The organism is Variovorax sp. KBS0712, assembly GCF_006323185.2.
Taxonomy (GTDB): Bacteria; Pseudomonadota; Gammaproteobacteria; order Burkholderiales; family Burkholderiaceae_C; genus Variovorax; species Variovorax boronicumulans.
Genome location: NZ_VCCD02000001.1, coordinates 2,796,968 through 2,822,676 on the forward strand (window position 1 = coordinate 2,796,968; position 25,709 = coordinate 2,822,676).

General features: G+C 69.7%; 24 protein-coding genes. 18 read left to right on the forward strand and 6 right to left on the reverse strand.

The window, feature by feature from the left end; genetic code table 11:
• Nucleotides 1-26: 26 nt before the first annotated feature.
• The gene (locus tag FFI97_RS12980) at nt 27-1,403 is read right to left on the reverse strand and encodes an ATP-binding protein (protein ID WP_139703635.1); all 1,377 of its coding nucleotides are present in this window, start codon (nt 1,401-1,403) and stop codon (nt 27-29) included.
• 51 nt (nt 1,404-1,454) lie between these two features.
• Nucleotides 1,455-1,874 carry an organic hydroperoxide resistance protein gene (locus tag FFI97_RS12985; RefSeq protein WP_095744488.1) on the reverse strand — a complete coding sequence of 140 codons (420 nt, stop codon included), beginning with the start codon at nt 1,872-1,874 and terminating at the stop codon, nt 1,455-1,457.
• A 193-nt stretch (nt 1,875-2,067) separates the two neighbouring features.
• Between FFI97_RS12985 and FFI97_RS12990 the strand changes: the two genes are divergently transcribed.
• Nucleotides 2,068-2,808 carry a response regulator gene (locus FFI97_RS12990; protein ID WP_139703633.1) on the forward strand — a complete coding sequence of 247 codons (741 nt, stop codon included), beginning with the start codon at nt 2,068-2,070 and terminating at the stop codon, nt 2,806-2,808.
• A 368-nt stretch (nt 2,809-3,176) separates the two neighbouring features.
• Complete coding sequence (locus tag FFI97_RS12995) at nt 3,177-4,199, forward strand: alpha/beta fold hydrolase (RefSeq protein ID WP_139703630.1); 1,023 nt, start codon at nt 3,177-3,179, stop codon at nt 4,197-4,199.
• A 13-nt stretch (nt 4,200-4,212) separates the two neighbouring features.
• Here FFI97_RS12995 and FFI97_RS13000 read toward each other — a convergent pair whose 3' ends face one another.
• Nucleotides 4,213-5,124: a formate dehydrogenase accessory sulfurtransferase FdhD gene (locus FFI97_RS13000; RefSeq protein ID WP_139703628.1), complete on the reverse strand. Its 912-nt coding sequence runs from the start codon at nt 5,122-5,124 to the stop codon at nt 4,213-4,215.
• 82 nt (nt 5,125-5,206) lie between these two features.
• On the opposite strand from FFI97_RS13000, the gene FFI97_RS13005 reads away from it, so the two are divergent.
• From FFI97_RS13005 to FFI97_RS13080, 16 genes are all read left to right on the forward strand, one after another.
• Nucleotides 5,207-5,797: a DUF3305 domain-containing protein gene (locus FFI97_RS13005; protein WP_139703627.1), complete on the forward strand. Its 591-nt coding sequence runs from the start codon at nt 5,207-5,209 to the stop codon at nt 5,795-5,797.
• Nucleotides 5,790-6,413: a DUF3306 domain-containing protein gene (locus FFI97_RS13010; RefSeq protein ID WP_139703624.1), complete on the forward strand. Its 624-nt coding sequence runs from the start codon at nt 5,790-5,792 to the stop codon at nt 6,411-6,413. The genes FFI97_RS13005 and FFI97_RS13010 overlap by 8 nt, the downstream gene beginning before the upstream one ends.
• Complete coding sequence (locus tag FFI97_RS13015; RefSeq protein ID WP_139703672.1) at nt 6,373-8,451, forward strand: 4Fe-4S dicluster domain-containing protein; 2,079 nt, start codon at nt 6,373-6,375, stop codon at nt 8,449-8,451. Before FFI97_RS13010 ends, FFI97_RS13015 begins: the two co-directional genes overlap by 41 nt.
• Nucleotides 8,448-9,065 (forward strand): molecular chaperone, encoded by a 618-nt coding sequence (locus tag FFI97_RS13020; protein ID WP_062470946.1) that lies wholly within the window; start codon nt 8,448-8,450, stop codon nt 9,063-9,065. Before FFI97_RS13015 ends, FFI97_RS13020 begins: the two co-directional genes overlap by 4 nt.
• A 198-nt stretch (nt 9,066-9,263) precedes the next feature.
• The gene (locus FFI97_RS13025; protein WP_070059792.1) at nt 9,264-9,488 is read left to right on the forward strand and encodes a formate dehydrogenase; all 225 of its coding nucleotides are present in this window, start codon (nt 9,264-9,266) and stop codon (nt 9,486-9,488) included.
• A gap of 9 nt (nt 9,489-9,497) precedes the next feature.
• Nucleotides 9,498-12,473: a formate dehydrogenase subunit alpha gene (locus FFI97_RS13030; protein WP_139703622.1), complete on the forward strand. Its 2,976-nt coding sequence runs from the start codon at nt 9,498-9,500 to the stop codon at nt 12,471-12,473.
• Nucleotides 12,474-12,482: 9 nt separating this feature from the next.
• Nucleotides 12,483-13,103 carry a formate dehydrogenase FDH3 subunit beta gene (gene fdh3B, locus FFI97_RS13035; RefSeq protein ID WP_062470938.1) on the forward strand — a complete coding sequence of 207 codons (621 nt, stop codon included), beginning with the start codon at nt 12,483-12,485 and terminating at the stop codon, nt 13,101-13,103.
• The gene (locus FFI97_RS13040) at nt 13,100-13,351 is read left to right on the forward strand and encodes a hypothetical protein (protein WP_260684989.1); all 252 of its coding nucleotides are present in this window, start codon (nt 13,100-13,102) and stop codon (nt 13,349-13,351) included. The genes fdh3B and FFI97_RS13040 overlap by 4 nt, the downstream gene beginning before the upstream one ends.
• Before the next feature lie 12 nt (nt 13,352-13,363).
• Entirely contained in the window at nt 13,364-14,620 is a 1,257-nt protein-coding gene (locus FFI97_RS13045; RefSeq protein ID WP_139703620.1) for a formate dehydrogenase subunit gamma, read from the forward strand.
• On the forward strand, nt 14,617-15,006 hold the full coding sequence (locus FFI97_RS13050) for a hypothetical protein (RefSeq protein WP_095744480.1): 390 nt from the start codon (nt 14,617-14,619) through the stop codon (nt 15,004-15,006). The genes FFI97_RS13045 and FFI97_RS13050 overlap by 4 nt, the downstream gene beginning before the upstream one ends.
• Nucleotides 15,007-15,157: 151 nt before the next feature.
• Nucleotides 15,158-16,411 carry a gephyrin-like molybdotransferase Glp gene (gene glp, locus FFI97_RS13055; protein ID WP_139703618.1) on the forward strand — a complete coding sequence of 418 codons (1,254 nt, stop codon included), beginning with the start codon at nt 15,158-15,160 and terminating at the stop codon, nt 16,409-16,411.
• Nucleotides 16,408-18,327, forward strand: coding sequence for a molybdopterin biosynthesis protein (locus FFI97_RS13060; RefSeq protein ID WP_139703616.1), 1,920 nt, complete (start codon nt 16,408-16,410; stop codon nt 18,325-18,327). Before glp ends, FFI97_RS13060 begins: the two co-directional genes overlap by 4 nt.
• 57 nt (nt 18,328-18,384) lie before the next feature.
• A complete protein-coding gene (locus tag FFI97_RS13065) occupies nt 18,385-19,215 on the forward strand; it encodes a substrate-binding domain-containing protein (RefSeq protein WP_139703615.1) in 831 nt (276 codons plus the stop codon).
• A 76-nt stretch (nt 19,216-19,291) separates the two neighbouring features.
• Nucleotides 19,292-20,785, forward strand: coding sequence for an ABC transporter permease (locus FFI97_RS34310; RefSeq protein WP_144004448.1), 1,494 nt, complete (start codon nt 19,292-19,294; stop codon nt 20,783-20,785).
• A gap of 223 nt (nt 20,786-21,008) precedes the next feature.
• Nucleotides 21,009-21,794, forward strand: coding sequence for an exodeoxyribonuclease III (gene xth / locus FFI97_RS13075; protein WP_139703613.1), 786 nt, complete (start codon nt 21,009-21,011; stop codon nt 21,792-21,794).
• Between the two features lie 5 nt (nt 21,795-21,799).
• Complete coding sequence (locus FFI97_RS13080; protein WP_070059800.1) at nt 21,800-22,330, forward strand: hypothetical protein; 531 nt, start codon at nt 21,800-21,802, stop codon at nt 22,328-22,330.
• Nucleotides 22,331-22,356: 26 nt separating this feature from the next.
• On the opposite strand, the gene ntrC is transcribed toward FFI97_RS13080, so the two are convergent.
• Genes ntrC through FFI97_RS13095 form a run of 3 tightly spaced genes read right to left on the reverse strand, consistent with a single transcriptional unit; the run spans nt 22,357 to nt 25,525 of the window.
• Complete coding sequence (gene ntrC, locus FFI97_RS13085) at nt 22,357-23,877, reverse strand: nitrogen regulation protein NR(I) (protein WP_139703611.1); 1,521 nt, start codon at nt 23,875-23,877, stop codon at nt 22,357-22,359.
• A 26-nt stretch (nt 23,878-23,903) separates the two neighbouring features.
• Nucleotides 23,904-24,983 carry a nitrogen regulation protein NR(II) gene (gene glnL, locus FFI97_RS13090; protein WP_062470910.1) on the reverse strand — a complete coding sequence of 360 codons (1,080 nt, stop codon included), beginning with the start codon at nt 24,981-24,983 and terminating at the stop codon, nt 23,904-23,906.
• A gap of 14 nt (nt 24,984-24,997) precedes the next feature.
• Nucleotides 24,998-25,525, reverse strand: coding sequence for a hypothetical protein (locus FFI97_RS13095; protein ID WP_062470907.1), 528 nt, complete (start codon nt 25,523-25,525; stop codon nt 24,998-25,000).
• Nucleotides 25,526-25,709: the final 184 nt, after the last annotated feature.

Consider the following 25,709-nt stretch of genomic DNA (forward strand, 5'->3'; position numbering starts at 1 on the left):
GTGATGTGGAAGATGTCGGGTGGGGTTCAGCGGGCCGGCGCAGCGGCCAACGCCAGCCGCGCCTCGAGCCCGCCTTCGGGGCGGTTGTGCAGCGTGAGCTCGGCGCCCATGGCCATGGCCAGCTGGTGCGCAATGGCCAGGCCCAGGCCGGTGCCGCCGGTGCTGCGGTTGCGCGAGCTTTCGACGCGGTAGAAGGGCTTGAGCACCGCATCGAGCTCGTCGGGGGGAATGCCCGGGCCGTTGTCGAGCACGCTCACCACGAGGCGGCCGCCCTCGCCTTCGCCCTCGCCTTCGGTTTGCACGCGCAGCGTCACGTCGTTGCCGAACTTCAGCGCGTTGTCGATCAGGTTCATCAGGATGCGGCGCAGCGCGTTGGGGCGGCTCACGATCGGCGCGCCGGCCCGGCCGTCGAGCCGCACCTGCTGGCCCACGTCTTCGTAGTCGGCCACCATGCTCTCGAACAGCGCGTCGGCATCGATGCGCAGCGGCGGCTCGGTGGCGCCGTGCAGCGTGCGCGCATAGGTCACGCCTTCGCGCACCAGTGCGTTCATGGCGTCCAGGTCCTGGCGGAATTTCTCGCGGTCGTGCGTGTCGTCCATCAGGTCGGTGCGCAGGCGCATCCGCGTGATGGGCGTCTGCAGGTCGTGCGAGATGGCCGCGAGGATTTCGACGCGCTCCGCCATGTAGCCGGCGATGCGCTGCTGCATCGCGTTGAAGGCGCGCGCCGCGTGCGCCACTTCGGTCGGGCCCTCTTCCACCAGCGTGCGGCCTTTCAGGTCGGGCCCGAGCTGGTCGGCCGCCGCGGACAGCTGCGCGAGCGGCCGCGTCACCAGCCGCACCGCGACCCAGGCGCACACGGCCAGCACCAGCAGTTGGCCCGCCAGCAGCCACATCACCCAGCCCGACACCGGCATGCCCACGCGCATGGCGTGCACGACCACGGACGAGCCGTCGCCCAGCCGCACCTCGATCTGCAGGCCCTCGGGCGGCCAGGCCACCTCGCCGACCTTGACGACCGGGAACGGGCGCATCGCATCGACGATGGCCGCGGCAAACTGCTGCGAAGCCTCCGAGCGGGGCGCGCCGCCCTGCGCGCTGCCGCCCAGCACGAAGCGGTAGTTGCGCCGTTCCAGCCGGTCGAGCCAGCCGGCGCGTTCCGCCGCGGGGAGCCGGTCGAGGATGGCGACCGAGCTCGCAATGTCGCGCTCGATGCCGATCATCATCAGCTCGCGAAGCGCCATGTTCCGTTCGTAGCGGATCGCCGCGAAGGTGAGCAGCTGCGCGATCGCCAGGCCCACCACGATGATCAGCGTCACGCGGGAGAACAGCGAGCCGGGCAGCAGCCGGCGCCAGCGCGGCGCCGTACCGGTCGGATTCGCAACGGGGTTCGCGGAAGTGGACATGGACAGCTTCTTCGTCAGGCGGCGTGGCGATGCGTCATCGGCGCAGCGGGCTCACACCAGGTGGATGGCAACGTCGATGTTGCCTCGGGTCGCCTTGGAATAGGGACAGGTCTGGTGCGCGGCCTCGGTGAGGGCCTGCGCCACCTCGCGGTCCAGGCCCGGCAGGCTCACGTTCAGGCGCGCCTGCAGGAAGTATTCGCCGCCGGCGGTGCCCAGGTCGACCTCGGCATCGACGGCCAGGTCGGGCGGCAGCGCGACCTTCATCTTGCCGGCCGCCTTGCCCATCGCGCCGATGAAGCAGGCCGACCAGCCGGCCGCGAACAGCTGCTCGGGGTTGGTGCCGGCGCCGGCGCTGCCGGGCGACGAAAGCTTGATGTCCAGGCGGCCATCGGAGCTGCGCGCCTCGCCGTCGCGGCCTCCCGAGGAGGTGCGGGTCTTGCCGGTGTAGAGGACTTTGTCGATGCGGGTCATGAAGGTTCCTTGGATGCAGGGTGGTTGGAAAACGCACGGATTGTTGGGCCGCCCGCCGCCTGCCGGATCGCCTTCTGTATGCCTGTGTATCTGGCCCGCACATCCACACACTACGTTTCCACGACCGTGGCTCGCGCGCCGCCGGAACGCTACATTGCGGCTGCGGCGCCGTGCCGCCAATGCCTCCCTTGCCATGACGCCCAAGACCTCCGACCACATCCTCATCGTCGACGACGACCGGGACATCCGCGAACTGCTCACCACCTACCTGGTGAAGAACGGCCTGCGCGTGGTCGCGGTGCCCACGGGGCGCCACATGCGCGCCGCGCTCGAGGCGTCGGGGCCCTTCGACCTCATCATCCTGGACCTGATGCTGCCCGGCGAAGACGGGCTCACGCTGTGCCGCGACCTGCGCACCGGCAAGTACAAGGCCACGCCCATCCTCATGCTGACCGCGCGCAGCGAGGAAGCCGACCGCATCCTGGGCCTGGAGATGGGCGCCGACGACTACCTGGCCAAGCCCTTTTCCGCGCGCGAGCTGCTGGCGCGCATCCGCGCCGTGATGCGGCGCACGCGCATGCTGCCGCCCAACATGGGCACCGTCGAACCCTCGCAGAAGCTGGGGTTCGGCGAATGGCAGGTCGACACGGTGGCGCGCCACCTGATCGACGAGGCCGGCGTGATGGTGGCGCTCAGCGGCGCCGAGTATCGGCTGCTGCGCGTGTTCCTGGACCACCCGCAGAAGGTGCTCAGCCGCGACCAGCTGCTGAGCCTGACGCAGGGCCGCGAGGCCGAGCTTTTCGAGCGCTCCATCGACCTGCTCGTGAGCCGGCTGCGCCAGCGCCTGCGCGACGATGCGCGCGAGCCGCGCTACATCAAGACCGTGCGCAGCGAAGGCTACGTGCTCGCTTCGGCGGTCGAAGCGAAAGACTGACCGACGCCACGCTCTGGCACTGGGTCGGGTGGCGCACCTCGTGCGCCAGGCCGCCCGCGAAGAACAGCAGCGCGAACCAGAGCTTCTTGAATCCGCGAGGGCGCGTCATGGGGATTTCCTTCGGGCGATGAGTGGATGACGAGCGGATTGTTGGCCGCCTTCTCACCACGCAACGGGCATTGCGTATGCCTGTGTATCCCGGCCCGACATCGACACACCACGTTTCGTTGAGGCAGCTTCGCACGCCTGCGATTGAAATTTAGTGTGGCCGGAGCCGGCGCGGATACAGAGGCATACACAAGCCGATCTGCAGGTGGGTTTCGCCCCGAACAATCGCGCCGTCCCCCTTCGAATCCCAGGAGATTTCCATGACCGCCTCCCCCTCGCTGCCACGCCGCACCTTCCTCGGCAAGGCCGCGCTCGGCCTCGCCGCCACGCAGCTGACGTCGATCGTTCCTGCCTTCGCCCAATCCGCCGCCACAGGCAGCACCCGTCGCCTCGAACCCCTCAAGAACATCGACGCCGGCAGCCTGCGCATCGGCTACTACGAAGCCGGCCCGGCCGACGGCGCGCCGGTGATCCTTCTGCACGGCTGGCCCTACGACATCCACATGTTCGTCGACGTCGCACCGCAGCTGGCCGCCGCGGGCTTTCGCGTGATCGCGCCGTACCTGCGCGGCTACGGCACCACCCGCTTCCTGTCGGCCGACACGCCGCGCAACGGGCAGCAGTCGGCGGTGGCCGTCGACATCATTGCGCTGATGGACGCGCTGAAGATCCCCGTCGCCACCGTGGCCGGCTGCGACTGGGGCGCGCGCACCGCGTGCATCATGGCCGCGCTGTGGCCCGAGCGCGTGAAGGCGCTGGTGTCGGTCAGCGGCTACCTCATCGGCAGCCAGGAGGCCGGCAAGGCGCCGCTGCCGCCGCAGGCCGAGCTGCAGTGGTGGTACCAGTACTACTTCGCGACCGAGCGCGGCCGCGCGGGCTACGAGAAGAACCGCCACGACTTCGCCAGGCTCATCTGGCAGCTCGCCTCGCCGAAGTGGAACTTCGATGCCGCCACCTTCGAACGCAGCGCCGTCGCCTTCGAGAACCCCGACCACGTGGCGATCACGGTGCACAACTACCGCTGGCGCCTCGGCCTGGCCGAGGGCGAGGCGAAGTACCAGGCGCTGGAGAACCGGCTCGCCCAGGCGCCGGTGATCGGCGTGCCGACCATCACGCTCGAAGGCGACGCCAACGGCGCACCGCATCCGGAACCCGGCGCATATGCGAGGAAGTTCTCGGGCCGCTACGAGCACCGGCTGGTCAGCGGCGGCATCGGCCACAACCTGCCGCAGGAGGCGCCCGAGGCGTTCGCGAAGGCGGTGATCGACGTGGCGCGCGGGTAAGGCGCGCAGGCCCTCAATCGGCGACGAGCGCCTGCGCCAGCGGCTCGGCGTCGAAGCGCTCGAACCCGCAGTAGCACAGGAAGTGGCGGTTGGCCGCGCGGCCGAACAAGGTCATGCCGAGCTGGGTGGCCAGCTCGTGCCCCATCGCGGTGACGCCGTTGCGCGAGACGACGATCGGCACGCCCATGTGGGCCGACTTCATCACCATCTCGCTCGTCAGGCGGCCCGTGGTGTAGAAGACCTTGTCGCCGCCGTCGACGCCATGCACCGCCATCCATCCGGCGATGGTGTCGATGGCGTTGTGCCGGCCGACGTCTTCCGCGAACACCAGCATCTCGGTGCCACGGAACAGCGCGCATCCGTGCACCGACCCGGCGTGCCGGTGCACGCTGTTGCGCGATTTCATCTGCTCGAGGATGCGCGCCAGCGTGCCTTGCGCGATGCGCGCCGACTGTGCCGCCGGCAGCCGCACGGCGCCGATCTGCGCCATGGCGTCGCCGAAGACAGTGCCTTGTCCGCAGCCCGTGGTCACGACCCGGTGCGCGGTTTTCTCGGCGAGGTTCGCGATGCCGCGGTGGGTCTTCACGGCGGCCGCCTCCACGCTCCAGTCGACGTCGATGCTCTCGACCTCGTCGGCGCGCCGCACCAGGTCCTGGTTGAGCAGGTAGCCCAGCACCAGCAGCTCGGGCGCGGCGCCCAGGGTCATCAGCGTCACGAGTTCGCGCTTGTCGACGAAGACGGTCAACGGCCGCTCCGCCGGGATGTCGATGTCGCGGCGTTCGCCGTGCTGGTCGACGATCTCGATGCGGCGCAGCAGCGGGCCGCGCGCCGGGTTCAGGCGCGGCGCGCCGGCGCGCCGGGGCAGCGGGACCGCCTCGAAAGCCAGCGGTGTCTCGTCTTCTGCGTCGTCTTCACGTGGGGCCATGCGGAATCCTACGCCACCGCTGCGAGCGGAGCTCGAAGGGGTACTGCTCGCGAACGGGCGCGCCATCGGCTATGGTTCGTTCATGCCTTCTTCGGACACTCCCGCGACCGCGCTCACAGGCCGCCCGACGCTCGACGTCGCGGTGGTCATGCGCCGCGAACGCCTGCACGGCCCCTCGAGCCACTGGCAGCCCTGGCGCTGGACGCTCGACAGCGTGCTGCCCGACGAGCCCGGCTTCGGCACCGAGCCGCGCCTCCTGCGCGACGACGACGGCGAGCAGCACTGGCTGCACCCCGGCTTCCAGGTCGAGCTGTACCGCGACGAGGCCGAGGGCTACCACCTCAACGCGATCACGCCGACGCCGTGCTGGTTCGTGCTGTGGCGCATGGACGAAGAGCCCACGCTCGCGCCGCTGCCCATCCCGCGCCCGGTGGTGGTCACGCTCAGCTACTACGAGGCCGGCCGCTGGCTCGATGCGCAGGAAACCGTGGAACAGGTGCCGGCGCCCGCGGAGGTGGTCGACTGGGTGCGCGCCTTCGTCGACGAACATTACGTGGTCGAGCCCAAGCGCCGCCGCCGGCCCGAGAGCTTCCGCTCGCTGGTCGACCGCTTTGGCAACGCCGCGAGCGTGACGACCGAGAAAAAGCGCGGACGGGGTGCGGGCGATGTCTGAGGGTTTCCTGGGACGCTGGTCGCGCCGCAAGCAGGAGGTGCGCGCGGCCGAGGCCGCCGTGGAAGAAAAGACCCTGCCGGCCGTGGAACCCGTTGCGGCGCCGGCGCCGGTGCCAGCCCCCGCCGCGCTCGCCGAGCCCCCCGTCGCCGACGGCGAGCAGGACACCGCGCCGCCGCTGACGCTCGCGGACGTGGATGCGCTCGACATCGGGTCCGACTTCAAGCCTTTCCTCACGAAGGAGGTCGCGCCCGAGGTCAAGAACGCGGCCTTCCGCAAGCTCTTTGCCGATCCGCATTTCAATGTGATGGACGGCCTGGACACCTACGTCGACGACTACTCCCAGTCCACCCCCGTGCCCGAGAGCGTGCTGCGCCAGATGGCCAGCGCCAAGTTCCTCAAGCTCTTCGACGAAGCCCCCGAAGACATTCCCCCGGAAACCCCCGACGACGCCGAGACGGCGGACGTGGCACAGTCCCAGGGTTCCGAAACGCTTCCCAGCCCGCCGGTTGCCGCGATGCAACCCGCCAGCCAAGAAACCGATGACCACCACGCTGATTTGCGACTGCAACCAGACGATGCCGCTCGAGCCGAAGACGCTCGGCGCGGCACTGGCTGAAACCCTCCCGCTGCATTCGTCGCTGTGCCGCCGCGAGGCGACCTCCTTCCAGCGCGCCATCCAGTCCGGCGACGACGTCGTGGTCGCCTGCACCCAGGAAAAACGGCTGTTCGGCGAGCTCGCCACGCAGACACCCAACGCCACCTCGCCGATCCGCTTCATCAACATCCGCGAGACGGGCGGCTGGAGCCGCGACGCGAAAAGCGCGATGCCGAAGATCGCGGCGCTGCTGGCCGCCGCCAGCCTGCCCGAGCCCGACCCCGTCTCGACCGTGAGCTACACCAGCCAGGGCCGGCTGCTGATCATCGGCCCGCTCGACGCGGCCGAACGCGCCGCGGCGCTGGTCGGCGACACGCTCGACGTCACCCTGCTCGCGCAGGGCCCCGGTGCAGACGGTGGCGCCCAGGCGCGCCGCTGGCCGGTGATCGCCGGGCGCATCGATTCGCTCACCGGCTGGCTCGGCGCCTTCACGCTGCGCTGGACGCGCGACAACGCGATCGACCTCGACCTGTGCACCCGCTGCAACGCCTGCGTGGTCGCCTGCCCCGAGCAGGCCATCGGGCTGGACTACCAGATCGACAACGCGCGCTGCACCTCGCACCGCGACTGCGAGCGCGCCTGCAGCGTGGCCGGTGCCATCAATTTCAGCCGCGAGCCGCAGGCGCTCGACGCGGCCTTCGACCTCGTGCTCGACCTCGGCGTCGCGCCGCAGATCGACTGGCACGCGCCGCCGCAGGGCTACTTCCACCTGCCCGGCGGCGTCGCGCAGGCCGAGGGCCTGCAGACGCTGCTGCGCCTGCGCGAGCTGGTGGGTGAATTCGAGAAGCCCAAGTTCTTCGACTACAAGCAGAAGCTGTGCGCGCACAGCCGCAACGAGGTGGTCGGCTGCAACGCCTGCGTCGAGGTGTGCTCGGCCCATGCCGTGAGCAGCGATCCGCAGCGCCAGCGCATCGTGGTCAACCCGAACCTGTGCGTCGGCTGCGGCGCCTGCACCACGGTGTGCCCGACGGGCGCGCTGGGCTACACCTACCCGCGCGCGCCCGACCAGGGCCTGAAGCTGCGCAAGCTGCTCTCCACCTATGCCGCGGCGGGCGGGCGCGATGCCGCGCTGCTGCTGCACAGCCAGGAAGGCGGCCAGGCGCTGCTCGAACAGCTCGGCCGGCAGGCGCAACTGGGCAAGGCACAGGGCGTGCCGGCGCGCGTGATACCGGTCGACCTCTTTCATGCGGCCAGCACCGGCATCGACCTGTGGCTGAGCGCCGTCGCCTTCGGCGCCTCGCAGGTCGCGGTGCTGTGCACCGGCGAAGAGGCGCCGCAGTACCTCGCGGCGCTCAAGCAACAGAGGGACGTCGCGCAGGCGCTGCTGCTCGGCCTGGGCTACACCGGCACGCACTTCCACGTGATCGAGGCCGACTCGCCCGCCGCGCTGGACGCCGCGCTGGCCGGCCTGCGCACGACCACGCAGCGCGTGCCGGCCACGGCCGCCCGCTTCGCCGTCGGCGCCGACAAGCGCGACCGGCTCGAGATGGCGCTGGACCACCTGATGGGCGCGGCCCCTGCCCTGCAGTCACCCGCCGAGACCCCGCTGGCGTTCGCGCTGCCGGCGGGATCGCCGCTGGGCGCCGTCGCGGTCGACAAGGACAAGTGCACGCTGTGCCTGGCCTGCGTCAGCGCCTGCCCGTCGGGCGCGCTGCTGGACAGCCAGAGCGCGCCGCAGCTGCGCTTCATCGAGAAGAACTGCGTGCAGTGCGGCCTGTGCGAAACCACCTGCCCCGAGGACGCCGTCTCGCTCGTGCCGCGCCTGCTGGCCGCGCCCGAGCGCAAGCAGCAGGTGCTGCTGAACGAGGCCAAGCCCTGGGCCTGCATCCGCTGCAGCAAGCCCTTCGGCACGCAAAAAGCCATCGAGGCCATGCTCGGCAAGCTGGCCGGGCACGCCATGTTCCAGGGCGAGGCGCTGGAGCGCCTCAAGATGTGCAGCGACTGCCGCGTCATCGACCTGTACAGCGCCACCAACGAAGTGAAGATCGCCCCGCTATGAGCCAGACCTTTCCCGCCACTTCCGCGCTCGACGAGGAGGTGGCCCGGGCCGAGCTCTACGGCCTGCTCGCGCGCCTGTGGTACGCCGCGCCCGATGCCGAGTTGCTGGCAGCCTTCCAGGTCGCGCCCACCGAAGCGCCGGCCGCGGGCGCCTTCCTGGAGGAGCCGTGGCGCCAGCTGGTCGGCATCGCGCGCGACACCGACGCCGCCGCCGCGCACGAGGAATACGACGCGCTCTTCGGCGGCATCGGCAAGCCCGAGGTCTTTCTCTTCGGCTCGCACTACCTGAGCGGCTTCCTCAACGACAAGCCGCTCGTGCAGCTGCGCCACGACCTCGACAAGCTGGGCCTGGCGCGCACCGAGACCACCTACGAGACCGAGGACCACATCGCCTGCCTGTTCGAGGTCATGCGCTACCTGATCGCCGGCGAGGACGTGGCGGTGGCCAACCTCACGCAGCAGCAGGCGATGTTCTCCAGACACATCCAGCCGTGGCTGCCCGCCCTGTGCGATGCTGTGTTGCAGCATCCGAAGGCGCGGTTCTACGCGGCGCTCGCCGCCTTCACGCGCGCGTTCGGCGACGTCGAGGCGCAGGCCTTCGACATGCTGGACTGAGAAGGTGTGAACGAACCCGCCATGTCCGCTCATCCCGCCCAGGCGCGCCCCCTCGGCCACGCCGGATTCATTCACACCTTCTGAGGCGAACGAATGCGAGGGGTATTCAGGTTGCTCACACCTTGTTGCTGGTCTAGTATCCACAAGGCCGACCGGGTTTCCCCTCTCTCGTCGCGCCCAGCCACTCCTGGAGTCAATATGCAGGACAGCCAAAACACCGGCATCAAGCCGGCCTCCCGCCGCGGATTCTTCATCGGTGCCGCCACCGCCGGCGCCGCTGCGGTGGCCGTCACGTCGCTGCCAAACATGGCCGAGACACCCGTCGCCGCCGTCGCCCCCTCTTTGCCGCCCCCACCCGAAAACGGCGGCGGCTATTCCCTGAGCGAACACGTCAAGCGTTACTACGCCACCACGTCAGCCTGAGGAGACCCCGTGCTTCTGACCAGAAAATCCCCAGGCACCGCGAGCCCGCGGGCCTCCGACGCGTCGCCCTTCGTTCACGGTCTGCGGCGCGGCCTCGCGAACGCCTTGCCGACCATGGACCGGCGCGCCTTCCTGCGGCGCTCCGGCCTCGGCGTCGGCGTGGGCCTGGCGGCCAGCCAGCTCACGCTGATCCAGAAGGCCAAGGCCGCCGACGGCCGGCCCACGGCCATCGGCGCCGGCAAGATCGAAGTGAAGCGCACCGTGTGCTCGCACTGCTCGGTCGGCTGCGCGTCCGACGCAGTGGTCGAGAACGGCGTGTGGGTGCGCCAGGAACCGGTGTTCGACTCGCCCATCAACCTGGGCGCGCACTGCGCCAAGGGCGCGGCGCTGCGCGAGCACGGCCACGGCGAGTACCGCCTGCGCTACCCGATGAAGCTCGTGAACGGCAAGTACGAGCGCATCAGCTGGGACACCGCGCTCGACGAGATCACCGCCAAGCTGAAGGAACTTACCAAGGCCAGCGGCCCCGACGCCATCTACTGGATCGGCTCGAGCAAGCACAGCAACGAACAGGCCTACCTGCTGCGCAAGTTCGTGAGCTTCTTCGGCAGCAACAACTGCGACCACCAGGCGCGCATCTGCCACTCGACCACGGTCGCGGGCGTGGCGAACACATGGGGCTACGGCGCCATGACCAATTCGTACAACGACATGCGCAACGCGAAGATCGCGATGTACATCGGCTCGAACGCGGCCGAGGCGCACCCCGTGAGCATGCTGCACATGCTGCATGCCAAGGAAAACGGCTGCAAGATGATCGTGGTCGACCCGCGCTTCACGCGCACGGCGGCCAAGGCCCACGAGTACGTGCGCATCCGCTCGGGCTCGGACATCGCGTTCCTGTTCGGCATCCTGCACCACATCTTCAAGAACGGCTGGGAAGACAAGCGCTACCTCAACGACCGCGTCTACGGCATGGAAGAAGTGCGCGCGGAAGTCATGAGCAAGTGGACGCCCGACAAGGTCGAGGAAGCCTGCGGCGTGAGCGAGGCGCAGGTGCTGAAGGTCGCGACCATGCTGCACGAGCACCGCCCCGGCACCGTGGTGTGGTGCATGGGCCAGACGCAGCACAGCATCGGCAACGCCATCGTGCGGGCCTCGTGCATCCTGCAGCTGGCGCTGGGCAACGTGGGCACCTCGGGCGGCGGCACCAACATCTTCCGCGGCCACGACAACGTGCAGGGCGCGACCGACGTCGGCCCCAACCCCGATTCGCTGCCGGGCTACTACGGCCTGGTCGAAGGCTCATGGAAGCACTTCGCCGCCACCTGGGGCGTGGACTTCGAATGGATCAAGGGCCGCTTCGCCTCGCCCGCGATGATGAGCAAGCCCGGCATCACGGTGTCGCGCTGGATCGACGGCGTGCTCGAGAAGAACGAGCTCATCGACCAGGACTCGAACCTGCGCGGCGTCTTCTACTGGGGCCATGCGCCCAACTCGCAGACGCGCGGCCTCGAGATGAAGCGGGCCATGGACAAGCTGGACCTGCTGGTCGTGGTCGACCCGTACCCCTCGGCCACGGCCGCCATGGCCGCGATGCCGGGCCGGCCCGAGGACGCCAACGCGAACCGCGCGGTGTACCTGCTGCCCGCGTGCACGCAGTTCGAGACCAGCGGCTCGGTGACGGCGTCGAACCGCTCGATCCAGTGGCGCGAGAAGGTCATCGAGCCGCTGTGGGAAAGCCGCACCGACCACATGATCATGCAGCAGTTCGCCGACCGCCTGGGCTTCGGCAAGGAGCTCAGCAAGAACTACAAGATGCAGAAGGTCAAGGGCATGGACGAGCCCGTGCCCGACGACATCCTGCGCGAGATCAACAAGTGCTGCTGGGCCGTCGGCTATTCGGGCCAGAGCCCCGAGCGGCTGCAGGCGCACATGCGCAACATGGCCGCCTTCGACGTGCGCACGCTGCGGGCCAAGGGCTCGGTCAAGGACAAGGTCAACGGCTACGACATCTCGGGCGACTACTACGGCCTGCCCTGGCCCTGCTACGGCACGCCCGAGCTGAAGCACCCCGGCTCGCCGAACCTGTACGACCCGTCCAAGCACGTGATGGACGGCGGCGGCAACTTCCGCGCGAACTTCGGCGTGGAGCGCAACGGCAAGAACCTGCTGGCCGAGGACGGCTCCCATTCGCTGGGCGCCGACATCACCACCGGCTACCCCGAGCTCGACCACCTGCTGCTCAAGAAGCTCGGCTGGTGGGACGAACTCACCGAGGCCGAGAAGCCCAAGGCCGAAGGCAAGAACTGGAAGACCGACAGCTCGGGCGGCATGATCCGCGTGTTCATGAAGAACCACGGCTGCCACCCCTTCGGCAACGCCAAGGCGCGCGCGGTGGTGTGGAACTTTCCCGACGCGATCCCGCAGCACCGCGAGCCGCTCTACGGCACGCGCCCCGACCTGGTCGCCAAGTACCCGACGCACGACGACAAGATGGCCTTCTGGCGCCTGCCCACGCTCTACAAGACGGTGCAGCAGAAAAACATCGCCGACAAGATCGCCGAGAAGTTCCCCTACATCATGACCTCGGGCCGGCTCGTGGAGTACGAGGGCGGCGGCGAGGAAACCCGCTCCAACCCCTGGCTGGCCGAGCTGCAGCAGGAGATGTTCATCGAGATCAACCCGAAGGTCGCGGCCGAGAAGAACATCCGCAACGGCGAGCGCGCCTGGGTCCACACGCCCACGGGCGCCAAGCTCAACGTGCAGGCCCTGGTGACCGAGCGCGTGGGGCCCGACACGGTGTTCATGCCCTTCCACTTCTCGGGCCGCTGGCAGGGCGAAGACCTGCTGGCCTATTACCCGAAGGGCGCGGCGCCCATCGTGCGCGGCGAGGCCATCAACACCGCCACCACCTACGGCTACGACAGCGTCACCATGATGCAAGAGACCAAGACCACGGTCTGCAACATCGAGAAAGCATAAGGAATCACCATGGCAAGAATGAAGTTCGTCTGCGATTCCGAGCGCTGCATCGAGTGCAACGGCTGCGTCACGGCCTGCAAGAACGAGAACGAGGTGCCCTGGGGCGTGAACCGCCGCCGCGTGGTCACGCTCAATGACGGCCTGCCGGGCGAGAAATCGATCTCGGTGGCCTGCATGCACTGCTCCGACGCGCCCTGCATGGCGGTGTGCCCCGTGCAATGCTTCTACCGCACCGACGAAGGCGTGGTGCTGCACGACAAGGACGTGTGCATCGGCTGCGGCTACTGCTCGTACGCCTGCCCGTTCGGCGCGCCGCAGTTCCCGTCGCAAGGCACCTTCGGTGCGCGCGGCAAGATGGACAAGTGCACCTTCTGCGCCGGCGGCCCCGAAGCCAACGGCTCCGAAGCCGAGTTCGAGAAGTACGGCCGCAACCGCCTGGCCGAAGGCAAGCTGCCGGCCTGCGCCGAGATGTGCTCGACCAAGGCCCTGCTGGCCGGCGACGGCGACGTGGTGGCCGACATCTTCCGCACCCGCGTCGTGCACCGCGGCACGGGCGCCGAGGTCTGGGGCTGGGGCACGGCCTACGGCTCGCAACAGGCCGGCACGCCGCCCACCGGAGGCACCAAGTGAAGCGCGCGGTCGTGATGCTCGTCGCGCTCGCCTCGGGCGCGATGCTGCTGGCGGCCTGCAGCGAGCAGCCGCAGACGAACGCCGAGGGCGTCAAGCACGACGCGGTGCCCTGGAGCGGCACGGGCACGCAGGCCAACACCGGCACCGCCTTCACCGCGCCCGGCTGGAAGGTGGGCGACAAGACGGCGTGGGAGCAGCAGATCAAGACGCGCTCCAACGGCCAGAACGAGTACACCCGAGAAAACTGAACCGGAGGCCGCATGAGCGTCACCATTCGCACCAGGCACGCGTTCCACGCGCTGCTGGCGACCGCGCTCCTGGGCTGGGCGGCGGTGGCGCCGGCCCAGGAGGCCACCCCGGCCGCGAGCGGCGCCGTGACCGCGGCGCCCGCCCCTGCTTCGCCTGCCGCAGCCACGGCTGCAGCACCGAAGGCCGAGGGTGGCATCCGCAGCCAGAACATCTTCGACGTCAAGCCCGAGGCCAGCGCCGACCCCAACTACCTCAACCAGACCAACGGCGAGCGCAACAAGGTCCAGCCCGGCAACAACGCGCCGATGTGGCGCCAGGTGAGCGGCGGCGTCACCGGCTACAGCAGCCTGCCGGTGAGCCAGGCGCCCGAGGCCGGCAACCTGATCCAGCGCTTCGTGCAGTACCCGGGTTCGCGCTTCACCAACGCGGGCGAGGCCTGGCGGCAGGTGCGCAACGACTGGATCATTCCGTACGGCGCAGCGCTGCTCTTCGTCACGCTGCTGGCGCTGGCCATCTTCTATTTCACGCGCGGGCCGATCCGCCTGCACGGCACCGAAACCGGCCGCAAGATCGAGCGCTTCACGCCGTTCGAGCGCGCCACGCACTGGTCGAACGCGCTGGCCTTCGTCACGCTCGCGATCTCGGGCATCGTGATGGCCTTCGGCAAGTTCTTCCTGCTGCCGGTGCTGGGCAGCACGCTGTTCGGCTGGCTCGCCTACGTGCTCAAGACCGTGCACAACTTCGTGGGGCCGCTGTTCGTGGTGACCACGCTGTTCATGATCTTCACCTTCATCCGCAGCAACTGGCCGAGCAAGGACGACTTCACCTGGCTGCGGCACGGCGGCGGCCTGTTCGGCGGCAAGGAGCCCGCGTCGCACCGCTTCAACGCCGGCGAGAAGGCGGTGTTCTGGGGCGGCGTGCTGTTCCTGGGCAGCATCGTCATCGCCTCGGGCCTGTTCCTGGACAAGCTGCTGCCCGGCTTCGTCTACACGCGCGGCGAGATGCAGGTCGCGCACATGGTGCACGCGGTGGCCACGCTGCTCATGATGGCGATGATCATGGGCCACATCTACATCGGCACGCTCGGCATGGACGGCGCCTACAAGGCGATGCGCGAAGGCTATGTCGACGAGGCCTGGGCGCGCGAGCACCACAAGCTCTGGTACGACGACATCCAGGCCGGCAAGATCCCCGCGCAGCGCTCGCAACCGGCCGGCGCACCCGAGCCCGCACGGCCGGCGACGGCGCAGCAAGGAACCTCCGCATGAAGCACACGCTGACCCTTCTCCTGTGCGCACTCGCTGCGACCTCCGCTGTCGCCAAGCTCCCCCCGCCCACGCCGGAAGCGCAGGCCAAGGCCGCCGAGGCCGCGGCCCGCACCGCGTGGAGCGCCAAGACCGACGGCTACCTGCTGTGCAAGTCACAGGACCAGGTCGCCGCCAAGTACCGCGCGAGCGCACAGGCCGCCGGCAAGCCGGCACCGGCCGCGGTGGCCACGCCGCCCTGCGTGGACCCGGGGCCTTACGCCGCCGCCCCCAAGGTTGAAACCAAGCCCATCGAGGCATCGGGCGCCCACTCCCCGGCCCCCACGGCCGCGTCGCCGCCGAGTTCGAACCAGACCTCGGCGCAGACGAATCCCGCACCCAAGAAGTAAGCCGGCGGCGCACCGCGCGTACGCGGACGCGGCTGAAGAAAAAACGACCGCAAATGGCCCGCCGGCAAGGTCCGGCACGGTCGCCTTGTGCATGGCTGTCGGGTGCCATGCCCGACCACGCCGGCGACCTCCAACTTCTATACTGGCCCCGATGCCCACACCCGAACGAACTGCCTCGACCGATGTGCGTATGCGCGGCTTCACGCAGCGCGCCGAGGTGCCCACCGCCCTCGCCTGGATCGACGCCCACACGCCCCTGCTGCCCGGTGAATCCGTGGCCGTCGACGAGGCCACGGGGCGGGTGCTGCTGCAGGAGGTGATCGCGCCCATCGCGGTGCCCGAGTTCGACCGCGCGGCCATGGACGGCTATGCGCTGCGCGGCGGCGAGACCACGGGGGCCGGCGAATACAACCCGCTCGAATTTCCGATCGCGGGCCACGCCTGGCCCGGCCGCCCCTTCGAAGGCGAGGTGCCCGCAGGCGCCGCCATCCGCATCATGACCGGCGCCCCGGTGCCGCGCGGGCTGGACGCCGTGGTGCCCGCCGAGTACGCGAGCGAGCAGGACGGGCGCCTGGCCATCACGCGCGCCGTCGCGCCGGGCCAGCACGTGGGCCACGTCGGCGAGGACATCGCGCGCGGCAGCACCGCGCTGGCCGCGGGCCGCCGCCTGCGCCCGCAGGACGCGGGGCTGGCGGCGTCGCTGGGCCTGGCGCAGTTGCAGGTGGTGCGCCGGCCGCGCGTGCGGCTGCTCGTCACCGGCAACGAGGTGCGCGCGCCCGGCACGCCCAAGGGCCCGAGCGAGATCTACGACGCCAACTCCGTGACCTTGCGCGGCCTCGTGGCGCGCGACGGCGGCCTGCTCGAGTCGCACCAGCGCCTGGGCGACGACCCGCAAATCATCGCGCAGGCACTGGCCGCACCTGGCGCCGACGTGGTGCTCATCTCCGGCGGCTCCAGCGTGGGCGCCGAGGACCACGCGCCGCGCCTGCTGGCCGAACTCGGCGAGCTGGCGATCCACGGCATCGCGATGCGACCTTCCAGCCCGGCGGGCATGGGGCGCATCGGCGACACGCTGGTGTTCCTGCTGCCGGGCAACCCGGTCTCCTGCCTGTGCGCCTACGACTTCTTTGCCGGGCGCGCGATCCGCCTGCTCGGCGGCCGGCCCGCCGACTGGCCCTACCCGCGCACGCGCGCCACCGTGGCGCGCAAGATCGTCTCGCAGGTGGGGCGCGTCGACTACGTGCGCGTGAAGGTCGGCGCCGACGGCGTGGAACCGCTCGCGCTCTCGGGCGCCTCGGTGCTGAGCTCGACCACGCGCGCCGACGGCTTCGTGATCGCCCCCGCCGAAAGCGAAGGCTTCGGGCCCGGGACCGACGTCACTGTTCATCTGTACGAGTGCCTGTGAAAGCCCAATCGCAATTTCTCGATGTCGTCACGCGGGACGAGGCCGAGCGCCGCTTCCGCGAACACCTGCGCCTCGCGCCGCTGGTCCGCGAGACCGTTCCCCTGCACGCGGCGCTGGGCCGGGTGCTTGTCGACGACGCGGTCGCCGCCATCGACGTGCCCGGCTTCGACCGCTCCAACGTCGACGGCTTTGCCGTGCAGGCCGCCGACACCTGGGGCGCGATGGAAGAACAGGTCCGCGCGCTGGCCCTCGTGGGCGAGACGCTGGCACCCGGCATCGTGCCGCAGCGCGAAGTGACGCCCGGCCACGCCACGGCGATCGCCACCGGCGGCATGCTGCCGCGCGGCGCCGACGCGGTGGTGATGGTGGAACACACCGACCTCGACGGCGGCAACGTGCAGGTGCGCCGCGCCGCCACGGCCGGCGAGAACGTGAGCTACGCCGGCACCGACATCGCACGCGGCGAAACCGTGCTGCGCGCCGGCCAGGTGCTGAGCTCGCGCGAGATCGGCGTGCTCGCGGCGCTGGGCCTGGCCGAGGTCGGCGTGTGGCGCAAGCCGCGCGTGGCCATCTTCTCCACCGGCAACGAGATCGTCGCGCCCGGTGCGCCGTTGCCCACGGGCGCGGTGTACGACTCCAACGCCGCCATCATCGGCGCCGCGGTCGAGGAACTGGGCGGCGAGCCCGTGCGCCTGGGCGTGATCCCCGACGACGAAGCGCTGCTGTCGGCCGCGCTTGCACGCGGGCTTGAATGCGACGCCGTGGTCTTCTCGGGCGGCACGTCCAAGGGCGAAGGCGACCTGTCGTACCGCGTGGTCGCCGCCCTCGGCGACCCGGGCGTGGTGGCACACGGCGTGGCACTCAAGCCCGGCAAGCCGGTGTGCCTGGCGGTCACGGGGGGCAAGCCGGTCGTGATCCTGCCGGGCTTTCCGACCTCGGCGGTCTTCACCTTCCATGAATTCCTGGCGCCCGTGATCCGCGCCTTCGCGGGCCGGCCGCCGCAGCGGTACGCGCACGTGGCGGCCACGCTGCCGATGCGCGTGAACTCCGAGCGCGGTCGCACCGAGTACCTGCTGGTGGGCCTGGTGCCCACCGACGATGGCGTGGCCGCCTACCCGATGGGCAAGGGCTCGGGCTCGGTCACCACCTTCAGCAGCGCCGACGGCTTCATCACCATCGGCCAGCACACCGAGATCGTCGATGCCGGCGCCCCCGTGCAGGTGCAGCTGCTGGGTCAGGGACTTGACGCCGCCGACCTGATCTTCATCGGCAGCCACTGCGTGGGCCTGGACTGGCTGGCCGGCGAGCTGATGCGCCAGGGCATCCGCATCAAGGCCATGAACGTGGGCAGCACGGGCGGGCTGATGGCCGCCAAGCGCGGCGAATGCGACGTGGCCGGCATCCACCTGCTGGACCCGGCGACGGGCGTCTACAACCGGCCGCTGCTCACGCCGGGCCTCGAACTGGTGACGGGCTACGGCCGCATGCAGGGCGTGGTCCATCGCCCCGGCGACACGCGCTTCGAGGGCCTGGACGCCGCCGCGGCCATCGCCGCCGCGACCGCGCAGCCCGGCTGCACCATGGTCAACCGCAACGCCGGCAGCGGCACGCGCATCCTCATCGACCGCCTGCTCGGCGGCGCGCAACCGCCCGGCTACGGCGTGCAGACCAAGTCGCACAACGCGGTGGCGGTGGCCGTGGCGCAGCAGCGCGCCGACTGGGGCATGGCCATCGACACGGTCGCGCGGCAGTACGGGCTGGGCTTCATTCCCGTGCAGGAGGAACGCTACGACTTCGTGGTGCCCCAGGCACGGCTTGCGCGCGCGCCGGTGCAAGCCTTCATTGCGTTGCTGCAATCGGCCGCGGCGCGCGAGGCGCTGGGCCGGCTGGGCTTTCGCGTCGATGCCGCAGCCTGATGGCAGGACCGCTTCTTTCGCTTCTTTCTTTCACTCTCGAGGACTGACACGATGACGATGGCTTCGCGCAGACGCTTCACCCTTCTCGCCCTCGCCGGTGCGCTTGTCGGCACGCTGCTCGCGCCGATGGCGCACGCCCAGGACAAGTTCATCGTGCTGGCATCGACCACCTCGACGGAACAGTCGGGCCTGTTCAAGCACCTGCTGCCGCAGTTCACGAAAGCATCGGGCACCGAGGTGCGCGTGGTGGCGGTGGGCACCGGGCAGGCGTTGGACATGGCGCGCCGCGGCGACGCCGACGCGCTGTTCGTGCACGACCAACCCGCCGAAGAGAAGTTCGTCGCCGAAGGCTTCGGCCTGCCGCGCCGCCCGGTCATGTACAACGACTTCGTGCTGATCGGACCCAAGTCCGACCCGGCCGGCGTGCGCGGCAACGACATTGCGGCCGCGCTCAAGCGGCTGGGCACCACGGGCGGCGCCTTCGTCTCGCGCGGCGACAAGAGCGGCACGCATGCGGCCGAACTGCGCCAGTGGAAGCTGGCCGGCATCGACCTGGCCGCCGCCAAGCCGGCCGGCTACAAGGAATGCGGCTGCGGCATGGGCCAGGCACTCAACATCGCGGCCTCGACCAATGCCTACGTGCTGTCCGACCGCGGCACCTGGCTCAACTTCAAGAACCGCGCCGACCTGGGCATCGTGGTCGAGGGCGACAAGCAGCTGTTCAACCAGTACGGCGTGATCGTCGTGAACCCGGCCAGGCACCCGCACGTGAAGAAGGACCTGGCGCAAGCCTTCTCCGACTGGGTCGTGTCGCGCGACGGGCAGGCCGCCATCGCTGCGTACAAGATCGGCGGCGAGCAGCTCTTCTTCCCGAACGCAGGCCAGTGAACGGCGCGCCGGTCGATGACGGGGCCGGGCCACGCGATGCGCACGGCCTCGCGCCGGCGATGAAAGCCGTCTTTCGATGAACACCGTGACCGAAGGCTGGGCGCTGGCCTGGCACCTCATCACCAGCGCCGACCCCGAACTCGTGCGCATCACGGCGCTGTCGCTGCAGGTGAGCGCCACGGCCTGCCTGGTCGGCGCGCTGTTCGGCCTGCTGCTGGGCGCCTGGCTCGCGGTGGCGCGGTTCCCGGGGCATGTGCTGGCCGTGTGGCTGGTGAACACGCTGCTCGCCCTGCCCGCCGTGGTCGTGGGCCTGCTGGTGTACCTGCTGCTCTCGCGCTCAGGGCCGCTGGGCGAACTGGGCATTCTTTTCACGCCGTCGGCGATGGTGGTGGCGCAGAGCGTGCTCGTCACGCCCCTGATCGCCGCGCTGTCGCGCCGGCTCGTGATGGCGGCGCTGGCCGACGGCGGCGACCAGCTGCGCTCGCTGGGCGCCGGGCCGCTCGCCACCGCCCTGCTGATGCTGGTGCACGACCGGATGGGCGTGGCCACCGTGCTGCTCACGGCCTTCGCGCGGGCCATCGCCGAGGTGGGGGCCGTGATGATCGTCGGCGGCAACATCGCCGGCGTCACGCGCGTGATGACCACCACCATCGCGCTGGAGACCAGCAAGGGCGACCTCGCGCTGGCCCTGGCGCTGGGCATCGTGCTGCTGGCGGTGGTCGGCGCGGTCAACGGCGCCATCGGGCTGCTGCAATGGCTGGCCACGCGCCCGCTGAACGCTGCCCCGCCGGCGAAGCCGCGCGCGATGCGCCGCGCGCTCGCCCCGCACACGCCGGCCGTGGCCGGCACGGTGCCGCTGATCCGGCTCGAGCGCGCGACGGTGCGCTTCGGCGCGCTGATCGCGCTGGACGAGGCCTCGCTGACCCTGCACCGGGGCGACCGGCTCGTGCTCGTGGGCGCCAACGGCTCGGGCAAGACCACGCTGCTGCGGCTGCTGCACGGTCTGCTGCCCTGCGAAGGGCGCTGCGAGCGCCTGCCGCTGCGGCCCGAGGGCCGCCTGCCGCGCGCGGCCATGCTGTTCCAGCGCCCGTTCCTGCTGAGCCTCTCGGTGTGGCGCAACGTGTGGGTGGGCCTGTGGCTGGCGGGCGTGCCGGCCGCCGAGCGCAGCGAGCGCTGCGGCCTGGCGCTGGCGCGCGTGGGCCTGCTCGAACATGCCGAGCGCTCGGCGCGTTCGCTGTCGGGCGGCCAGCAGCAGCGCCTGGGCCTGGCGCGCGCCTGGGCGCTGCAGCCCGACATCCTGTTCCTGGACGAGCCCACGGCCAGCCTGGACCCTGGCGCCAAGAACGAGATCGAGGCCCTCATCGAAGAGGTCGCCCACAGCGGCGTGACGATCGTGATGAGCACCCACAACCTCGGGCAGGCCAAGCGCCTGGCCACGCGCGTGGCCTACCTGCACGCGGGGCACATCGTGGTCGAGCGGCCCGTGGCGAGCTTCTTCGACTCGGACGATCTGCCGCCCGAGGCCGCCCAGTTCCTGCAGGGCGAGCTGGGCTGGTACCTTCAGCCCTAGCGCCGGCGGGCTGGTCGGCGGTTCCGCGCCCCTCGCCTTCGCTTACACGGCATCCCGATCCAGCGAGGCAAAATACCGCGATGGAAATCACTGTCGCGGTCTCGCTGCCGACACGCCTTCCTTCCGGGTCTGGGCGCGGCCACTTCCTTCGCCTGCACAGAGACCTCACCGACCGGCTGCGAACGCACGACCGCCCCCCGATAACCGAATACGCAGAGCCCTCATGAAAATAGCCACCTGGAACGTCAACTCCCTCACCGCGCGCCTGCAGCATGTGCTCGACTGGCTCATCGCCAACCCGGTCGATGTGCTGTGCCTGCAAGAGCTCAAGATGACCGACGACAAGTTTCCGCTCGAGGTGCTGAAGTCGGCCGGCTACGAGGCGGCGGTGTTCGGGCAGAAGACCTACAACGGCGTCGCCATCCTCAGCCTGGCGCCGGTGCGCGACGTGGTGAAGAACATCGAGAACTTCGCCGACGAGCAGTCGCGCGTGATCGCCGCCACCATCGAGACGCCCTCGGGCCCGCTGCGCGTGGTGAACGGCTACTTCGTGAACGGCCAGGAACCGGGCAGCGAGAAGTTCGCCTACAAGATGAAGTGGCTCGACGCGCTGCACGACTACATCGCGCGCGAACTCGCGGCGCACCCGAACCTCGTGCTGCTGGGCGACTTCAACGTCACGCCCGAAGACCGCGACAGCTTCGACCCCGTGGGCCTGAAGGAAACGATCCACCACACCACCGAAGAGCGCGACCACTTCAAGGCGCTGCTGGGCCTGGGCCTGACGGACAGCTTCCGCATGTTCGAGCAGCCCGAAAAGAGCTTCTCCTGGTGGGACTACCGCATGCTGGGCTACCAGAAGAACCGCGGCCTGCGCATCGACCACATCCTCGTGAGCGAGCCGCTGCGGCCGCTGGTGAAAAGCTGCGTCATCGACCGCGTGCCGCGCAAGTGGGAAAAGCCGAGCGACCACGCCCCGGTGGTGCTCGAACTCGGCGCGGGCGCCTGACGGCCATGACGACGCCGATCGCCGCACGCCTTGCCCGTTCCGCCGCGATCGCCGCCGCGGCGCTCGCGCTGACCGCCTGCTCGGTGCTCAAGCCGGGCAGCGGATCGGAAAGCGGCACAGGCAGCACATCGCCCGGCGGCGCAACCGCCACCGAAGGCAGCCGCGACGTGCCGACCGTGCGGCTCATCACCGCGCAGACGCCTGCCATCCGCACCTACCGCAAGACCGGCGCGCGCCACATCTACAAGGCGTACGCCAGCCGCATCTACAAGGGCAAGATCCCGCCGCTGGTGTACGCGGTGGTGGTGGTCGAGACCGAGATCGATGCCAACGGCAAGGTCACCAACGTCACCTTCAGCCGTGTGCCCAGCCATGCGCCCGAAGTGCCGCCGATGATCGCGGAGCTGGTCAAGGCGACCTCGCCCTTGCCGAGCCCCGGCAAGCTGGGCGGCCACACGTACGTCGACACCTGGCTCTGGGACAAGAGCGGCAATTTCCAGCTCGATTCCCTCACGCTCGGCCAGCGCAGCCGGTAATAAAAAAAGGCCCTGGGAGGGCCTTTTCATTCGATACCGAGTTCCTGGATTTTCCGGGTGATGGTGTTGCGCCCGATGCCCAGCTTCTGGGCCGCCTCGATGCGCCGGCCGCGCGTGTTGGCCAGCGCGGTGAGGATCAGCCGCGATTCGAAGCGGCGCGTGAGCACGTCCCACACGTCGGTGCGGCCTGCGGCCAGCAGCGCTTGAGCTTCGGCCTCGAGGCCGCTTTCCCAGGCGCTGGGGCCCGTCGGTGCGCCTGGCACCACCTCGGGGGCGGCGACCACCGGCGCGGACGCGTCGCGCTCGACGGCCAACGGCGCCGCAGCCTGCACGGGCGCCGCCACCTCGGCCACCGCCACATGCCCTTCCGCCCCGCTGCCCGCCATCACTTCGGGCGGCAGGTCTTTCGACTCGATCAGCTGCGCGGGCGCCATCACGGTCAGCCAGTGGCAGATGTTCTCGAGCTGGCGCACGTTGCCCGGGAAGTTGAAGGCCGCAAGCCTGGCGAGTGCCGCATCGGAGATGCGCTTGGGCTCGACGCCCAGCTGGCGCGCGCTCTGCTGCAGGAAGTGGCGCGTGAGCGCGGGCACGTCTTCGCCGCGTTCGCGCAGCGCGGGCAGGCGCAGGCGGATCACGTTGAGGCGGTGGAACAGGTCTTCGCGGAAACCGCCGAGCTTCACGCGCTGCTCGAGGTCCTGGTGGGTGGCAGCGATGACGCGCACATTGGCCTTGACCGAGTTGTGGCCGCCCACGCGGTAGAAGTGACCGTCGCTGAGCACGCGCAACAGGCGCGTCTGCAGGTCGAAGGGCATGTCGCCGATTTCGTCGAGGAACAGCGTGCCGCCCTCGGCCTGCTCGAAGCGGCCGCGGCGCATGGTCTGCGCGCCGGTGAAGGCGCCGCGCTCGTGGCCGAAGAGTTCGCTCTCGAGCAGGTCTTTCGGAATGGCGGCGGTGTTGATCGCCACGAAGGGGCCGTTGGCGCGCGGCGAGTGCTTGTGCAGCGCGCGCGCCACCAGCTCCTTGCCCGAGCCCGATTCGCCGGTGATGAGCACCGTGACGTTGCTTTGCGACAGCCGGCCGATGGCGCGGAACACGTCCTGCATCGCGGGCGCCTGGCCGAGCATTTCGGGCGCGGCGACCATGCGCTCTTCAGATACCTCTTCGCGCTGGCTTTCGTCGACGGCGCGGCGGATGAGCTCCACGGCGCGCGGCAGGTCGAAGGGCTTGGGCAGGTACTCGAAGGCGCCGCCCTGGAAGGCCGAGACCGCACTGTCCAGGTCGGAGAAGGCGGTCATGATGATGACCGGCAGGCCGGGGTGCTTGGCCTTGATCTTGTCGAGCAGGTCGAGCCCCGAGCCGCCCGGCATGCGGATGTCGCTCACCAGGACCTGCGGGCCCTGCTGCTCATCGCCTTCGGCCTGTTCGAGCGCGGCCAGCACTTCGCGTGTGTTCGTGAAGCTGCGCGTGGGCAGGTCTTCGCGCAGCAGCGCCTTCTCGAGCACGAAGCGTATCGATTGGTCGTCATCAACTATCCAGATCGGCTTCATGCATCTCCTCTGTTGCCGGGGCTGCGCTAGGGCAGCGGAATCAATATCTTGAAATCGGTTCGGCCCGGGACGCTGTCGCACTCGATCACGCCGTGATGCTGTTGCACAAAAGTTTGCGCAAGCGTCAGTCCCAGCCCGGTCCCGCCTTCCCTGCCCGAAACGAGCGGATAGAAGATGCGGTCCTTGATCGTGTCCGGCACACCCGGTCCATTGTCGATGACATGCAATTCCAGTGCCAATCGATACCACTGCTTGTTGAAGATCACCTGGCGGGCCACGCGGGTCTTGAAAGTGATCTGCGCATCGCCCGCCGCGCGGCGCTCGGCCAGGGCCTGCGCCGCGTTGTGCGCGATGTTGAGGGTGGCCTGGATGAGCTGTTCGCGGTCGCCGCGGAACTCGGGAATGGAGACGTCGAAGTCGCGCTCGATGTGCAGGTCGCGCGGAAACTCGGCCAGGATCACCGAGCGCACGCGCTCGCACACCTCGTGGATGTTCACGTCGCCCACCACGTGCGGCCGGCGGTGCGGCGCCAGCAGCCGGTCGACCAGCGTCTGCAGCCGGTCGGCCTCGTGGATGATGACCTGGGTGTATTCGATGAGGTCGCGCGACTCGACCTCCATCTGCAGCAGCTGCGCCGCGCCGCGGATGCCGCCCAACGGGTTCTTGATCTCGTGCGCGAGGTTGCGGATGAGTTCCTTGTTGGCCTGCGCCTGGTCGATCAGGCGCTCCTCGCGGTCCTGGCGCACCTGCTGCTCCAGCGGCGACATCTCGATGATGAGCTCGCCCTTCTTGTCGCCGTGCGCGAGCGTGACCTGCACGGGCATCAGCTCGTGGTTCACGCGCCGCAAAAAGGCCTCGTAGCGCAGCGTGGCGAAGTCGTTGCTGCTGGCGCCGTCGAGCGCGGTGCGCAGCACCTGCGGCTCATGGAAACAGGCGCCGAACTGCGAGCCCTCGAGCGTGCGCCGCGAGGTACCCAGCGCGTCTTCGAGGCCTGCGTTGGCGAACAGCACCGAGCCGTCGCTGTTGACCACGGCGATCAGCGTGGACAAGAGGTCGAAGGCGCGAAAGCGCGGATTGGCGCCAGTCGCCTTCTTGCCGAACACCATGGACTGCGCGCCGCTTACTGCGCTTGCGGCTTGCCGGGCAGGCGGCCGATTTCGCGGCGGATGCCGGCGATGTCGCTCTCGTTGCGCGCGAGTTCGGCCTTCATCTCGGCCACGCGGTCCAGGTACTTCTGGTAGTTGCGGCCCTCGCTGCCCTGCTTCTCGGGCTCGCCGTTGTTGTATTCCTTCTTGAGCTCGGTCTGGCGGGCCTCGGCCTTGCGCAGCTCGGCCTCGAGCACCGAACGCGCCTCGCCGTCGCGGGCGCGCTGGTCGACGCCTTCGACGCGCGGGCTGCCCGCCGGGGCGCGCGCGGCCGAACCGCCCGAGCCCGACGACGACGCGCTGCCACCACCACCGCCCGAAGGCTTCGTGCCCTGCACGACGGTGACGTTGCCGCCTTCCATGATCTTGCAGCCCTTTTGCTGGGCCACGGTCGCGTTGTTGGTGTACTCGTTGCCGCAGCGCCAGACGCGCTCTTGCGCGAGCGCCGCCGTGGCGGTGGCGAACGAGGCGGCGGCCAGGAAAATCAGGGAAGCAGTCTTCATTTGGATCCGGAGAGGGCGCGACAAACGCGCATTTTGATGCAATTCGGGCCCGCTCACGACAGGGTGTTCCGCACCAAGGAAAAAGGACGGCCGGGGCCGTCCTTTTGTCTTACTCATCAGGCTCGCGCCCTTCGCGAAACACCGCGGAACCGGCTTTGCCGGGCCGCAGGTGTTGCCCCCGGTA

Coding starts and splice junctions, on each gene's coding strand:
- glnL (WP_062470910.1), bottom strand. CDS start 24,983: ATGGTGTTCGGCAAGAAGGCGACTGGCGCCAATCCGCGCTTTCGCGCC.
- FFI97_RS12980 (WP_139703635.1), bottom strand. CDS start 1,403: ATGTCCACTTCCGCGAACCCCGTTGCGAATCCGACCGGTACGGCGCCG.
- FFI97_RS12995 (WP_139703630.1), top strand. CDS start 3,177: ATGACCGCCTCCCCCTCGCTGCCACGCCGCACCTTCCTCGGCAAGGCC.
- FFI97_RS13015 (WP_139703672.1), top strand. CDS start 6,373: ATGCCGCTCGAGCCGAAGACGCTCGGCGCGGCACTGGCTGAAACCCTC.
- FFI97_RS12990 (WP_139703633.1), top strand. CDS start 2,068: ATGACGCCCAAGACCTCCGACCACATCCTCATCGTCGACGACGACCGG.
- ntrC (WP_139703611.1), bottom strand. CDS start 23,877: ATGAAGCCGATCTGGATAGTTGATGACGACCAATCGATACGCTTCGTG.
- FFI97_RS13025 (WP_070059792.1), top strand. CDS start 9,264: ATGCAGGACAGCCAAAACACCGGCATCAAGCCGGCCTCCCGCCGCGGA.
- FFI97_RS13045 (WP_139703620.1), top strand. CDS start 13,364: ATGAGCGTCACCATTCGCACCAGGCACGCGTTCCACGCGCTGCTGGCG.
- FFI97_RS13005 (WP_139703627.1), top strand. CDS start 5,207: ATGCCTTCTTCGGACACTCCCGCGACCGCGCTCACAGGCCGCCCGACG.
- FFI97_RS13010 (WP_139703624.1), top strand. CDS start 5,790: ATGTCTGAGGGTTTCCTGGGACGCTGGTCGCGCCGCAAGCAGGAGGTG.
- fdh3B (WP_062470938.1), top strand. CDS start 12,483: ATGGCAAGAATGAAGTTCGTCTGCGATTCCGAGCGCTGCATCGAGTGC.
- FFI97_RS13020 (WP_062470946.1), top strand. CDS start 8,448: ATGAGCCAGACCTTTCCCGCCACTTCCGCGCTCGACGAGGAGGTGGCC.
- FFI97_RS12985 (WP_095744488.1), bottom strand. CDS start 1,874: ATGACCCGCATCGACAAAGTCCTCTACACCGGCAAGACCCGCACCTCC.
- FFI97_RS13080 (WP_070059800.1), top strand. CDS start 21,800: ATGACGACGCCGATCGCCGCACGCCTTGCCCGTTCCGCCGCGATCGCC.
- xth (WP_139703613.1), top strand. CDS start 21,009: ATGAAAATAGCCACCTGGAACGTCAACTCCCTCACCGCGCGCCTGCAG.
- FFI97_RS34310 (WP_144004448.1), top strand. CDS start 19,292: ATGAACACCGTGACCGAAGGCTGGGCGCTGGCCTGGCACCTCATCACC.
- FFI97_RS13050 (WP_095744480.1), top strand. CDS start 14,617: ATGAAGCACACGCTGACCCTTCTCCTGTGCGCACTCGCTGCGACCTCC.
- glp (WP_139703618.1), top strand. CDS start 15,158: ATGCCCACACCCGAACGAACTGCCTCGACCGATGTGCGTATGCGCGGC.
- FFI97_RS13095 (WP_062470907.1), bottom strand. CDS start 25,525: ATGAAGACTGCTTCCCTGATTTTCCTGGCCGCCGCCTCGTTCGCCACC.
- FFI97_RS13000 (WP_139703628.1), bottom strand. CDS start 5,124: ATGGCCCCACGTGAAGACGACGCAGAAGACGAGACACCGCTGGCTTTC.
- FFI97_RS13065 (WP_139703615.1), top strand. CDS start 18,385: ATGGCTTCGCGCAGACGCTTCACCCTTCTCGCCCTCGCCGGTGCGCTT.